The organism is Oceanobacillus alkalisoli (genome assembly GCF_021556485.1).
Taxonomy (GTDB): domain Bacteria; phylum Bacillota; class Bacilli; order Bacillales; family Amphibacillaceae; genus Oceanobacillus; species Oceanobacillus alkalisoli.
The window spans coordinates 82,911-96,079 of the sequence record NZ_JAKGBW010000008.1; the positions used below are offsets into that span (position 1 = coordinate 82,911).

The window sequence follows — 13,169 nt, forward strand, 5'->3', positions numbered from 1 at the left end:
GTATGAAACATGAATAAAGCCTATCAAACTTATCAAAATAATTCAGTGAACACCGCATCTGGCGGCGAATTGACACTTATGCTTTATAATGGCTGCATCAAATTTGTAAAGCAGGCAATGAAAGATGTGGATGCAAAGGACTTTGAAGCAAAGAATAAAAATATCCAAAAAGCACAGAATATCGTCCGTGAATTATTAATTACGTTAGACTCGAAAGTGGAGATTTCTAAGCAATTTCAGCCACTTTATGAATTTATGCTTACGGAACTAACAGCTGCAAATATTGATAATAGTCGTGAAAAGTTGGAAGGTGTCCTTGAACTTGTAACTGAATTCAGGGATACTTGGAAACAAGTCCTTCTTCAGCACCGGAAACGGCAGTATTCAGAGAGACCAACTGTCTAATGGAGGCACTGGAAAAAGTCTATGAACTGACTAAAAAATTGATAATGTTACTTGAACAACCGGTAACATCAAAGAATCGGGATGACGTTATCCAACAGCTAAATGGACTGATTGAAGAACGGGGGAAATGCATGGAACAACTATCTCCACCATATTCAGAGGATGAAATGAAACTTGGTAATGAGATTGCTCAATTGAACCCGAAAATCCAAATGAAAATGGAAATGCTCTTTACAGATTTGAAAACAGAAATGAAGCAAATGAAGCAGCAAAAAAAATCACAGCAATCTTACACAAATCCGTATAAAAATTTTTCCACCTCGGACGGTACTTTTTTAGACCGTAAAAATTAAGGAATAGAAAGTGCCATAACTTCAACCTGTATTCGGAAAAGTTATGGCACTTTTTGTCGTTATCCAATATTGTTGTAAATTGACTGAATTTCATAATTACCAAAGTCGGCTTTTCCATCACCATATGTAGTTGGGAACGAACCAACTCAACTACATATGGTGATGGTGAAGCATTAAATACGTATTATGAAATTCATTAAATTATTAACTAAAAGCAGAATCTAGCAAAATATGAATTTAAAGTGAAGAAATTGTAAAAATTAATAAAAAAATGTTGCTAGCTTAAACGCTGCTGCATCAACCTTTATTGGCGCACTCCGCTGAAAGCCTTTACAGAAGATTAACGTTTGAGAGGAAATATAGCGGGAAACATAGTATACTATATATATAAAGAATTAAAGGAGGACACTTTTATGAAATTTAACATTCGTGGGGAAAATATTGAGGTTACAGATGCTATCAGAGAATATGTGGAAAAGAAAATCAGCAAGCTCGAGCGCTATTTCGATTCTACTCCAACAAGTGATGTTCATGTAAATTTAAGTGTCTATAATGATGAGCAGCGCATCGAAGTAACAATTCCAATGACCAACCTCCTATTGCGTGGGGAAGTACGACATGATGATTTATACGCAGCGACCGATTTAGTAGTAGACAAACTAGAGAGACAGGTTCGCAAATATAAAACAAAAATTAATCGTAAATCCCGTCAAAATGGTTCACCTAAACATGTATTTGCGGAAATGGAAAAAGAAATTGCGAATAATCAAGAAGATACATCTGATGATTTTGAAATCGTGCGTACAAAGCGATTTGACTTGAAACCGATGGATTCTGAGGAAGCTATTCTTCAGATGGACATGCTTGGCCACACCTTCTTTGTATTTAACAATGTGGAGTCAGGTGAGACAAGCGTGGTGTATCGCCGAAAAGACGGTAAATACGGTCTAATTGAACCAACTATTTAAGAAATAGGATATTAGCAAGGACGATTCTTCCCAGAAGAATCGTCCTTTTAATTTGCCAATCCTTTTAGTGTCTTTACTAGGTTGTTTCGCCTTTGTTTGTTGTCAGGCTTTGACATATAGTGTTATGATTATAGTGATATGGTATTGATTATATTGAGGAGCGTATAATATATGGCAGGATTGTTGACAAAGATTTTTGGCGATGGAAACAAGCGCCAAGTTAAACGAATTGAAAAGAGAACAGATGAAATAGATGCTTTAGAACCAGAGATGGAAAAACTTTCAGACAATGAACTAAAAAATAAAACAGAAGAATTCAAAGGACGATTGGAAAACGGTGAAATATTAGACGATCTATTGGAGGAAGCTTATGCGGTAGTTCGGGAAGCATCGAGACGAGTGCTCGGCATGCGCCCATTCAGGTCTCAGATTATGGGAGCAATCGCCCTGCATGGCGGAAATATTGCAGAGATGAAAACAGGTGAAGGGAAAACATTAGCTTCCACCATGCCGGCATATTTAAATGCGCTGACAGGAAACGGCATTCATATTATTACCGTTAACGAGTATTTAGCGGAACGTGATGCGAAGGAAATGGGAGAGCTGTATGATTTCCTTGGTCTTACAGTCGGGCTTAACTTAAACAGTCTGACGAAAGAACAAAAGCGTGAAGCTTACCAATGTGATATTACGTATGGAACGAACAACGAGTTCGGTTTCGATTACTTACGGGATAATATGGTGCTTTATAAAAATCAGATGGTACAGAGACCACTTAACTACGCTATTATTGATGAGGTCGACTCGATATTGATTGATGAAGCAAGAACCCCATTAATTATCTCAGGAGCAGCTAAAAAGTCTGCATCACTTTACACACAGGCGAACAGTTTTGTAACGACCTTGAATAGAGAAACAGACTATACTTATGATGAAAAAACGAAGGGTGTCCAGCTTACAGAAGAAGGAATTAATAAAGCAGAACGATTTTTCAATATCGAAAACTTGTTTGACTTGGACAATGTTTCTTTAACTCATCATATTAACCAAGCAATGAAAGCTCATGTAGCAATGCATCGTGATGATGATTATATGGTTGAAGAAGGACAGGTCGTCATCATCGACCAATTTACCGGTCGTAAAATGAAAGGCCGTCGCTATAGTGATGGACTGCATCAAGCGATTGAAGCGAAAGAAGGTTTGCAAATTCAAAATGAAAGTATGACCCTTGCATCCATCACCTTCCAAAACTATTTCCGGATGTACAACAAGCTATCCGGGATGACAGGTACTGCAAAGACGGAAGAGGAAGAGTTCCGTAATATTTATAATATGGATGTCATCGTTATACCGACGAATAAGCCGATTATTCGGGATGATCGCTCCGATTTGATTTATAAATCAATGGAAGCAAAATTCCGTGCGGTCGTTGAAGAAATCAAAGAACGAAATCAAGCAGGTCAGCCTGTCCTTGTTGGTACAGTAGCTGTTGAAACATCAGAATTAATTTCAAAAATGCTTAAAAAAGCAGGAGTTCGTCATGAAGTACTAAACGCGAAGAACCACTACCGGGAAGCGGAAATTATTGAAACCGCAGGAGAAAAAGGATCTGTCACGATTGCAACGAACATGGCAGGGCGTGGTACAGATATCAAGCTTGGAGAAGGTGTTCTTGAGCTTGGTGGTCTAGCTGTTATTGGGACAGAGCGTCATGAATCCAGACGGATCGACAACCAGCTTCGAGGGCGTTCTGGACGTCAGGGTGACCCAGGTGTAACGCAATTTTATCTTTCCATGGAAGATGAGCTAATGCGCCGTTTCGGTTCAGACAATCTCCGTGCGATGATGGACCGATTTGGAATGGATGAGGATCAGCCGCTTGAAAGTAAAATGGTATCTCGTGCGGTAGAATCTGCACAGAAAAGGGTAGAAGGAAATAACTTCGACGCACGTAAAACAATTCTTTCCTATGATGACGTTCTTCGTGAACAACGAGAAATCATTTATAAACAGCGCTTTGAAGTAATTGACGCGGAAGACGGCTTAACGGAAATCATCATGAACATGATCCGCTCTTCGGTCGATAGGGTCATCGACTCTCACACTCAAGATGAAGATGAGGATTTATGGAATATCGATGCGATCATTGAGCATCTCCATGCGAATGTATTAAGTCCTGATGCGATTAAGGCAGATGACTTAAAAGGTAAAGAACCGGAAGAAATGAAAGAACTCATCTTAGAAAAAATTGAGCAAGCTTATGATGCGAAACGGGAAGAATTGGAACCGGACCAGTTCCAAGAGTTTGAGAAAGTCATTGTGCTTCGTGCGGTTGATTCGAAATGGATGGATCACATTGACCAAATGGATCAGCTCCGTCAAGGAATTCACCTGCGTGCATACGGGCAGACAGATCCGCTCCGGGAATACCAAATGGAAGGATTCCAGATGTTTGAGCAGATGGTTCAGTCCATTGAAGATGAAGTAGCAAGATTCATTATGAAAGCACAAATCCGTGAGAATTTACAACGGGAAGAAGTTGTGAAAAATACGACCGCAGCCAGAGGCGGACAAGACGGCAAGAAAAAGGTTCGTAAGCCAATTGTTAAAGAAAACCGTGTCGGCAGGAACGACCCATGTCCATGCGGAAGCGGCAAGAAATATAAAAACTGTCACGGTAAAAACTAAACGAATTCAGACGAGGTAGGGAACAGGGTGATTCCGACCTCGTTCTTTTCCTTTTTTATTGCATAGGAAACTGTAAAATAAAATATATTTATTATGAGGTGATGTATCATGGATTTAGCAGAAATCAGAAATGAATTGGATAAAATAACTTCACGTGTTGAAGCTTTCAGGGGGTCTCTTTGACTTAGATGACAAGCGTGCACGTATTACCGAATTAGAGCAGCAAATGACAGATCCAACATTTTGGGATGATCAAAAAGCCGCACAAAAAGTGATTGACGAAACGAATGGCTTAAAATACCGAGTGGAATCATTTGAAAAAATGGAATCGACACTGGAGGATCTCGAAGTTTCCTATGAACTGGTGAAAGAGGAAGCGGACGAGGAGTTATTTCAAGATCTGAATGAACAGTTGGAAACATATATGGAGAAGATTAATGACTTTGAACTGGAAATGTTATTAAGTGAACCATATGACTCGAAAAATGCAATCCTTGAACTGCATCCTGGTGCAGGAGGAACCGAGTCTCAAGACTGGGCGAGCTTGCTATTAAGGCTGTACCAACGCTGGGCTGAAAATAAAGGTTTTACAGTCGAAACCCTCGATTATCTCCCGGGAGATGAAGCAGGTGTGAAAAGCGTCACGTTGCTCATAAAAGGGCATAATGCCTACGGGTATTTGAAAACGGAAAAAGGAGTTCACCGCTTAGTGCGGATCTCACCTTTCGATTCTTCTGGTCGGCGCCATACATCCTTTGTTTCCTGCGACGTGACGCCGGAAATGGATGATGATGTCGAGATTGAAGTGCGGGATGAGGATATCAAAGTTGACACGTACCGGGCAAGTGGTGCAGGTGGGCAGCACGTTAATAAAACGGACTCAGCTGTTCGTCTTACCCACCTACCAACAAATATTGTTGTAACTTGTCAAAATCAGCGTTCTCAGATTAAAAACAGGGAGTCAGCGATGAAAATGTTGAAATCCAAGTTATACCAGCTTGAGGTAGAGAAGCAAGAGCAAGAACTTGCTGCACTTCGCGGTGAACAGAAAGAAATCGGTTGGGGAAGTCAGATCCGCTCTTATGTTTTCCATCCTTATTCGATGGTAAAAGACCACCGGACAAATGTGGAGGTAGGAAATACACAAGCAGTAATGGATGGAGAAATTGATTTGTTTATCGATGCGTATTTACGTTCTCAAATACAATGAACGGAAAATTATTCTAAAATAAGCGAAACTGCCTCCAAATGGTGGTAAGACTAGGAAAATGTTGGCTTTTGTTCACAGACTCTCTTCTAAATAGGTTTTAAAAAATAATCAATAGGATATAATAGTATTGATGTACTTATTACACAATTCGAATGGGGGATTTATGCATGAAGAAATGGTTACTAGCGGTTCTATTTGGAGCAGTCTTAGTTCTTGGAGCTTGTGGCGGCGGAGATGATACAAGTACAGAAGAGCCAGCAGACAACGGCGACACAGACACAGAAGAACCAGCTGACAATGGAGATGCTGTTGACACTGCGAGTGGTGAAGAGATTTACCAAAACAACTGTGCAATGTGTCACGGGGCAGATCTCTCCGGTGGAGCAGGCCCTGCATTAACAGACGTAGGAAGTAAATTCTCCAGCGATGAAATTGCAGATATTGTTCAGAATGGGACAGGTTCTATGCCTCCACAAGATGTTTCTGGTGACGACCTTGACGCATTAGTGACTTGGTTGGAAGAACAATAATAACGAACGAAATGAAAAAAGTTCGACTTGCATTTTGTGAGTCGAACTTTTATTTTGTCTAATCCTATTATTACGCCTCCGTAACATCACTCAATCTCAGGTGGCATGCCGCTTGTTCGACAAAACATCCTAAATATCCCTCTAACATTACATGAACGGTATTCTTGAAACATAAATGTAATAATTTTATGTCTAAAAAGTGCGCTTAATGATGTTATAATAGCTAAGGAATCTAGTAAATGGTTAAGTCTGATAAATAAACAAAAATAATTTGAAATAAATAAAAGGTGATACATATATGATTTTAATGGAAGATGTGCATAAAACGTATCCGAATGGAGTCACAGCTCTAAACGGAATTAATGTTGATATTAAACAAGGTGAATTTGTATATATTGTAGGCCACAGTGGAGCTGGGAAATCCACTTTTATTAAACTTATATACCGGGAAGAGAAGCCGACAAAAGGGAATATTGTTATCAATGATATCGAGTTAAGCAAGATGAAAGAAAGAAAAGTCCCATATTTAAGAAGAGAAATTGGCGTTGTTTTCCAAGACTTCAAGCTTTTGCCAAGATTAACAGTCTATGAAAATGTTGCATATGCGCTTGAAGTAATTGAAGAAACACCAAAAGGGATACGAACGAGAGTTATGGAAGTATTAGAAGAAGTCGGTTTAAAGAATAAAGCCCGTTTTCTTCCTGCAGAGCTTTCCGGCGGAGAGCAGCAACGTGTGTCAATTGCACGCGCCATAGTCAACCGCCCGCGTATTGTCATTGCGGATGAACCAACTGGAAATCTGGACCCTGAGACGTCTTGGGGGATAATGAAGACATTTGAAGAAATTAATGATAAAGGAACTACTATAATTATGGCTACCCACAGTAAGGAAATTGTAAACACGATTAAAAACCGAGTCATCGCGATTGAAGACGGGGTAATTGTGAGAGATGAACAACGAGGTGAATACGGCTATGAAGTTTAGAACATTTACACGCCATCTGAGAGAGGGAACGAAGAACATTTTCCGGAATGGTTGGATGACTATTGCTTCCATAGGAGCCGTAACGACAACATTGATCCTCGTCGGTGTATTCCTCGCAATCGTCCTTAACCTTAATGAATTTGCGAAAAATATTGAATCAGATGTTGAAATTAAAGTGCTTGTTGATTTAACAACAGAAGAAGATGATGTTATTGCCTTGGGAGACCAACTTAGACAGATAGAAGGTGTCGAAAACGTCTACTTTTCTTCTAATGACGAAGAACTAGAAAGTTTGACTAATAGTTTAGGAGAAGAAGGAAGGGCTTGGGAGTTATTTGAACAAGATAATCCGTTAAACCATGCTTACGTCGTCAAAGCGGAAACCCCGCAGGAGACAGAAAGAATTGCCGAAGAAATAATGGAATTTGATCATATCTATAACGTAACGTTTGGTCAGGATATTGTAGATAAATTGTTTGAGTTTAATAACTACGCAAGAATCATCGGGCTTGTGTTGATTGCCGCATTGGTACTCACCGCAGTATTCCTCATTTCCAATACGATTAAAATCACCATCATAGCGAGAAGCACGGAAATCTCCATTCAAAAGCTTGTTGGTGCTACCAATGGGTTCATTCGTTGGCCATTTTTTGTGGAAGGATTATTGCTTGGTGTACTAGGTTCGATTATTCCAATTGCAGTTGTGTTATTCGGATATCATTACATAGCCGAAAACCTTGCAAGTCAAATTAATATTAGTTTCGTAGAGATATTGGAATTTAATCCATTTGCTTGGTACTTATCGCTAGGTATTCTGCTAATTGGAGCAGCGATCGGTGTTTGGGGAAGTGTCATGAGCGTACGTAAGTTCCTGAAAGTTTAAGAGACAACTAGAAGATAAGAACGCATTATGATGAAGGGAGAATACGAATTGAAGAAATCGATCCTATCGAGTATAGCCGCTACACTCTTACTAGCAACTGCAGTTCCAGCAGGAACTCCGGTTTCTGCAGAGTCAATCGATGACTTGAAAGAACAGATCAACCAACATGAAGAAGAAAAATCTAAAATATCCGAGGATAAGAATAACCTGAGTAAGGATAAACAGGACACAGAATCGAAAATCAATGAAAATTTAAGTGAACAGGAAACAGTAGAAAATGAGATTTTGGGTATAGAAGATGAACTTGCGACAACACAGAATGAAATTGCTACTAAAGAGAACGAGATAAAAACTACGAATGATGAGATCGATGATTTAACCGAGCAGATTGGAACACTTACGAACGAGATTGAGGTTTTAGAAGATAAGATTGAAAAACGTGACGAATTATTAAAAGAACGTCTTCGTGCTATTCAACAGAACGGTGGACAAATCAAGCTGATTCAGGTCATCTTCGGTTCTAAAAACTTTGTAGATCTTATTAGCCGCACGTCAGCGGTAAATACAATCATGGATCAAGATAAGCAGATTATGGAAGAACAAGCTGCTGATAAACAACTGCTTGCAGAGCACAAACAAGAAGTGGAAGAAAAGAAAGAAACAGTCGTAGCGAAGAAAGAAGAACTGGAAAGTCAAAAGACAGAACTTCTCGCTTTAAAAGATCAACTGGATAATCAAAAAGCCGAAAGAGAAACGCTTATGGCTAAGCTTGAAGAAGAACATGAACATTTGGAAGAGATTAAGTTAACGATTGAAGAAGAACAGACGATTCTTGCTGCTGAGGAAAAAGCAAAATCTCAAGCAATTGCTCTTGCTGAGCAGAAGGTAGGAGAATTAGAGCAATTGGCAAGAGAAGAGGCGGAAAGAAAACGCCAAGAAGCTGAGCGTCGTAAAATGGAACAGGAAAGACAAGAGCGGGAATCAAACAATAATAACAACAATAATAACAACAATAATAATGATAACCGAGATAAAGTCGCTTCTGCACCAGAGACGAAAATTGATTCCGGAAATACCGGAGGGGGAATTTTCATCCACCCTGCAAATGGACGTCTCACTTCAGGGTTCGGTATGAGAAACCATCCTATCTTTAATATTCCTCGCTTGCATGCTGGAGTTGACTTTGGAGTTGGAACTGGGACATCACTTCTTGCTCCAGCGGACGGAGTAGTAAGTACGGCAGGTGCCATGGGCGGTTTTGGAAATGTCATCATGATTTCTCACTACATAAATGGTAAAAACTATACAACCGTCATGGCGCACTTAAGCAGAATGGATGTTTCAGCTGGACAGGCTGTAAGTCAGGGGCAAGTGATTGGAGCAACAGGTAACACAGGTAATTCGACTGGTCCACACCTCCATTTCGAAGTTCACCTTGGCGGATACGGTAACCCAGTAGACCCAATGCCATATTTAAGATAATATAAAGAAGAAAAAGGTATCGTGATTTTTTACGATACCTTTTTCCATAGTGATAATCATAACTTAATTTTTACCCAATAAATCATCGCTTTCATTCAGCGTAAGTGTGCCAAACTCGGAAACTTTCTACTGGAGGTCCGCAGTCCAGACACCTCTCGCACCTGCTGAGCGGCTGATGAGCCTCCTCAGGCTGAGCATTAAGGGGTCTCATCAAGCCTATCCTCCCGCAGGAGTCTCGAGGTGTCTGGACTGCTACCAGGAAATGCCATATTGGGATCACTGTTTATTATTCCAAAGATATAATTTAATCGTGACATGGCACTGAAATAAATGCTATTAATAATCGTCCCAACCAGTTCAGTTGCCCGGTGGACGGTGACTCCTGCGGGAACAGCACGAGCCTGGAGACCCCGCAGGGCGGCAGCCCGAGGAGCTCTAGCAGTGCCTAAGGATGCGCATCCGTCCACCGGGCAACTGAACGGTGATTAAAGCTTTGAATATGTTAATGAGCCAAAACACTTACGCTGAATGAAAGCAATTAGTAGTTTATGTTAAAATTTGCTTTATGTAAAGGTGAGAAAGGTAGGGCATTATATTTCAGAATGACCTTGTAAAGAATTTCATCAATGTTAGGTCTTGTGCATAGTCATGAAAGAAATATAATGGTATGCTTTTCTATAATGGACGGAAGAAATTTGAGGTGGAATGATGAAATTAAACAGATTACAAATAGTTTTTTTATTAGCTGCTGCATTAGTACTCGGTTTTCTTGGAGCGTATGCAGGCATTTCATTAGCCGGAGATAATGATAGTGGACAGCAAACAGCAAGCCGGGAAAACCTGAAAGAAAAGTTACCCGGTGATGAGCCGGAAACACTCACAGGTGATTTGCAAAAGATTGAGGAAGCTTATGCTCTCATTCAAGAAAATTATGTTGAAGAAGTCGAAGGTAATGAATTGGTCGAAGGTGCAATTGAGGGTATGCTTGCCACACTGGAAGATCCGCATTCATCCTATTTGAACCTTGAATCGATGGATGAATTTAATCAGCAGATTGAATCTTCCTTTGAGGGAATCGGAGCAGAAGTTAGTATGGTGAACGGCGTTGTAACGATTGTTTCGCCAATCAAGGATTCGCCTGCAGAGAAAGCTGGTTTACGGCCGAATGATCAAGTTCTTACGGTTGATGGCGAAGATCTTGAAGGACTGAATTTAAATGAAGCTGTCGCTAAAATTCGTGGAGAAAAAGGAACAGAAGTAACACTTGAAATTATTCGGGCAGCAAGTGATCCTTTTGATGTAGTCATAGTCCGGGATACCATTCCGGTAGAAACTGTTTATAGTGAAACAGAAACAATAGATGGAAATACAACTGGTATTATTGAAATTACGAACTTCTCCGAGAATACAGCAACAGAGTTCATGGAACATTTAAATGAGCTGGAGGAAAGCGGATTGGACGGATTAGTCATTGATGTTCGCGGAAATCCAGGTGGATTACTGAATGTCGTTGAAGATATGCTGGCATTATTTGTACCCGAGGATCTTCCATTCATTCAAATAGAAGATGCGGAGGGAAATGTTGAAGCAATTCATTCTGACCTGAAGGAAACTAAAGAATATCCAATCAGTGTGTTGATTGATGAAGGTAGTGCATCTGCATCTGAAATTCTTGCCGTAGCATTAAAAGAGCTCGATAATGATATAGTCGGTCAGACAAGTTACGGAAAAGGCACTGTTCAGACTGCTGTTCCATTAGGTGACGGAAGTTCGATTAAATTAACGACATTCAAATGGCTATCCCCTAGTGGCGAGTGGATTAATGAAGTAGGGGTTGAGCCGACCATTCCTGTAGATCAGCCGGATTATTATTATGCTAACCCGATTACGATTGAAGAGCCGTTTGGTTTGGATGATACGGACGAAGGTATTGCCAATATTCAGCTCATGCTGGATGGAATCGGTTATGATCCTGGACGAATGGATGGCTACTTTAGTGAAGAGACGGAAGAAGCTGTAAAACAATTCCAGGAAGATAATGATCTATCGGCAACTGGTGAAGTCGATGAAGAAACAGCCGGATTAATTGATACGAGAGTGATCGAGCAGATTCGTTCTGGTGAAGATGATGTCCAATTGGAAAAAGCATTGGAAGAACTATATAAGTAAGACAGGAGAGGCTGGGGAAACCCAGTCTTTTTTTGGCAGAAAGATAAGTATCAATCCTTTCTTACTGCATAAGTGCGGGCTTGGTTGTCACCGTAAGGAATGATGACAACCAAAATTTCTAATTTTTTGGGACAAATGCTCTGACCCCATGTCCCACTTTTCGTGGTATACTGTATAGAAGAATCCATACGTAAAGGGTGGTTTGCTTGGTTGAATTATGGCTTCAAGAATTGGGGATAGGGATATTAAAATTATTTCTTAATCCATTATTTTATTGGATATTTCTATTAATCTTTTTAGTTGGTTACCGGCGGATTAAGATGGAAAGGGAACAGTTCGGAGTGAAAGTCTTTGACTTATTCAGTGAATGGAGACGGACATTGCTTCCTGCTGTTATCACTGGAATACTTGTATCGCTCATTTTGATCGGAGGAGGGGTTGTATTTTCATATGGTTCGTTAATCACCCTGAGCTTCGTGATGATTCTCTTATCCTTGAATTTACGTTTTACATTGCTATCAGCAAGTTATACGATTGGACTTACATATATCGTATTACTTTTGTTGCCAACGCTGCTGGAGAATCAGGATGTTATTCCTACTGCATATTTTGCAGAGAATAATTTCGTCGGTTTAACATTTTTACTTGGTATCATGTTAGTTGCAGAAGCAATTTATGTTCGTCGGGTAAAACGCAATGAGACATTCCCGCGCTTAGTAAAGAGTGAGCGTGGTATCTGGGTCGGTGAACATCATTTGCGAAAAATGTCGATGATTCCATTGTTTTTCCTTGTACCAGGGGGGGTGCTCGAGAGTTTTGCTCCTTATTGGCCATTAATTTCACTTGGCGAGGAATCATATGGTATCGTACTATTTCCTTTTCTACTCGGATTTTCCCACCGGATAAGGGCGAGTATTGCACCTGTTAGAGGCAAGCAGTTAAGTAAACAAATCTTTTGGTTGGGGATGTTCGTCATCGCTATTTCTGTCACTGGCTATTTTTTCGAAGGATTGTCTCCAATTGCTTTGATACTTGCTATTTTCGGCAGGGAATTCATTACGTATCGATTACGTACACAGGAGAAGAAGCAAAATGCCTTTTTCAAACCGGAACAACAGGGTCTACGTGTTCTGGGAATTATTCCTGGCACACCTGCTGAACGGTTGGATATTCAAGCGGGTGAAGTAATTACGAAAATAAATGATCGAAGAGTTAACAACTCAGATGAATTTTATAAGGGACTTCAGGCTGCAGGTGCTTATTTTAAGTTAGAAATACTGGATGACCAAGAGGAAATGCGCTTCGTGCAAAGTGCATTTTATGAAAGTGATCATTACAGATTGGGACTACTTTTTATTGAAGCACCACACCATCATCAAGATGTTCTTGAAGAAGGTTCGTAAATAGATTATTGTTTCGTATTCAGTAGAAGGGAGGCATTCGTAGTTAAAACATGCGAATGCCTCTTCTAATAGGGAAAATTAGAACGGGAGGAA

General features: G+C 40.1%; 11 protein-coding genes. All 11 read left to right on the top strand.

Features of this window, described 5'->3' with window-relative positions:
* Positions 1-9: 9 nt before the first annotated feature.
* The 11 genes from fliS to LZD48_RS09910 all read left to right on the top strand — a co-directional run bounded on the left by fliS (position 10) and on the right by LZD48_RS09910 (position 13,076).
* Positions 10-405 (top strand): flagellar export chaperone FliS, encoded by a 396-nt coding sequence (gene fliS, locus LZD48_RS09860; protein WP_235762576.1) that lies wholly within the window; start codon positions 10-12, stop codon positions 403-405.
* Positions 405-758 (top strand): flagellar protein FliT, encoded by a 354-nt coding sequence (fliT, locus tag LZD48_RS09865; protein ID WP_235762577.1) that lies wholly within the window; start codon positions 405-407, stop codon positions 756-758. The genes fliS and fliT overlap by 1 nt, the downstream gene beginning before the upstream one ends.
* 413 nt (positions 759-1,171) lie before the next feature.
* Complete coding sequence (gene hpf, locus LZD48_RS09870; protein ID WP_235762578.1) at positions 1,172-1,726, top strand: ribosome hibernation-promoting factor, HPF/YfiA family; 555 nt, start codon at positions 1,172-1,174, stop codon at positions 1,724-1,726.
* Positions 1,727-1,897: 171 nt separating this feature from the next.
* Positions 1,898-4,414 (top strand): preprotein translocase subunit SecA, encoded by a 2,517-nt coding sequence (gene secA, locus LZD48_RS09875; protein WP_235762579.1) that lies wholly within the window; start codon positions 1,898-1,900, stop codon positions 4,412-4,414.
* A gap of 108 nt (positions 4,415-4,522) precedes the next feature.
* Positions 4,523-5,624 (top strand): peptide chain release factor 2 gene (prfB, locus tag LZD48_RS09880; RefSeq protein ID WP_235762581.1). Its coding sequence is split into 2 segments (ribosomal slippage): positions 4,523-4,594 and positions 4,596-5,624, totalling 1,101 coding nucleotides; the frame shifts between segments, so codons are not numbered across the junction.
* Positions 5,625-5,791: 167 nt separating this feature from the next.
* Positions 5,792-6,154 carry a cytochrome c551 gene (gene cccB, locus LZD48_RS09885; protein ID WP_235762582.1) on the top strand — a complete coding sequence of 121 codons (363 nt, stop codon included), beginning with the start codon at positions 5,792-5,794 and terminating at the stop codon, positions 6,152-6,154.
* Positions 6,155-6,452: 298 nt separating this feature from the next.
* Positions 6,453-7,139, top strand: a complete 687-nt coding sequence (gene ftsE, locus LZD48_RS09890) for a cell division ATP-binding protein FtsE (protein WP_235762583.1) — start codon at positions 6,453-6,455, stop codon at positions 7,137-7,139.
* On the top strand, positions 7,129-8,022 hold the full coding sequence (gene ftsX, locus LZD48_RS09895) for a permease-like cell division protein FtsX (RefSeq protein WP_235762584.1): 894 nt from the start codon (positions 7,129-7,131) through the stop codon (positions 8,020-8,022). The genes ftsE and ftsX overlap by 11 nt, the downstream gene beginning before the upstream one ends.
* Positions 8,023-8,070: 48 nt before the next feature.
* On the top strand, positions 8,071-9,504 hold the full coding sequence (locus tag LZD48_RS09900; RefSeq protein WP_235762585.1) for a murein hydrolase activator EnvC family protein: 1,434 nt from the start codon (positions 8,071-8,073) through the stop codon (positions 9,502-9,504).
* 708 nt (positions 9,505-10,212) lie between these two features.
* Positions 10,213-11,673, top strand: coding sequence for a S41 family peptidase (locus LZD48_RS09905; RefSeq protein ID WP_235762631.1), 1,461 nt, complete (start codon positions 10,213-10,215; stop codon positions 11,671-11,673).
* 206 nt (positions 11,674-11,879) lie between these two features.
* Complete coding sequence (locus tag LZD48_RS09910; protein WP_235762586.1) at positions 11,880-13,076, top strand: PDZ domain-containing protein; 1,197 nt, start codon at positions 11,880-11,882, stop codon at positions 13,074-13,076.
* Positions 13,077-13,169 lie beyond the last annotated feature (93 nt).

Bases quoted from the DNA above. Each gene is read 5' to 3' on its own strand.
- fliS (WP_235762576.1), top strand. From the start codon at position 10: ATGAATAAAGCCTATCAAACTTATCAAAATAATTCAGTGAACACCGCA.
- fliT (WP_235762577.1), top strand. From the start codon at position 405: ATGGAGGCACTGGAAAAAGTCTATGAACTGACTAAAAAATTGATAATG.
- hpf (WP_235762578.1), top strand. From the start codon at position 1,172: ATGAAATTTAACATTCGTGGGGAAAATATTGAGGTTACAGATGCTATC.
- secA (WP_235762579.1), top strand. From the start codon at position 1,898: ATGGCAGGATTGTTGACAAAGATTTTTGGCGATGGAAACAAGCGCCAA.
- cccB (WP_235762582.1), top strand. From the start codon at position 5,792: ATGAAGAAATGGTTACTAGCGGTTCTATTTGGAGCAGTCTTAGTTCTT.
- ftsE (WP_235762583.1), top strand. From the start codon at position 6,453: ATGATTTTAATGGAAGATGTGCATAAAACGTATCCGAATGGAGTCACA.
- ftsX (WP_235762584.1), top strand. From the start codon at position 7,129: ATGAAGTTTAGAACATTTACACGCCATCTGAGAGAGGGAACGAAGAAC.
- LZD48_RS09905 (WP_235762631.1), top strand. From the start codon at position 10,213: ATGAAATTAAACAGATTACAAATAGTTTTTTTATTAGCTGCTGCATTA.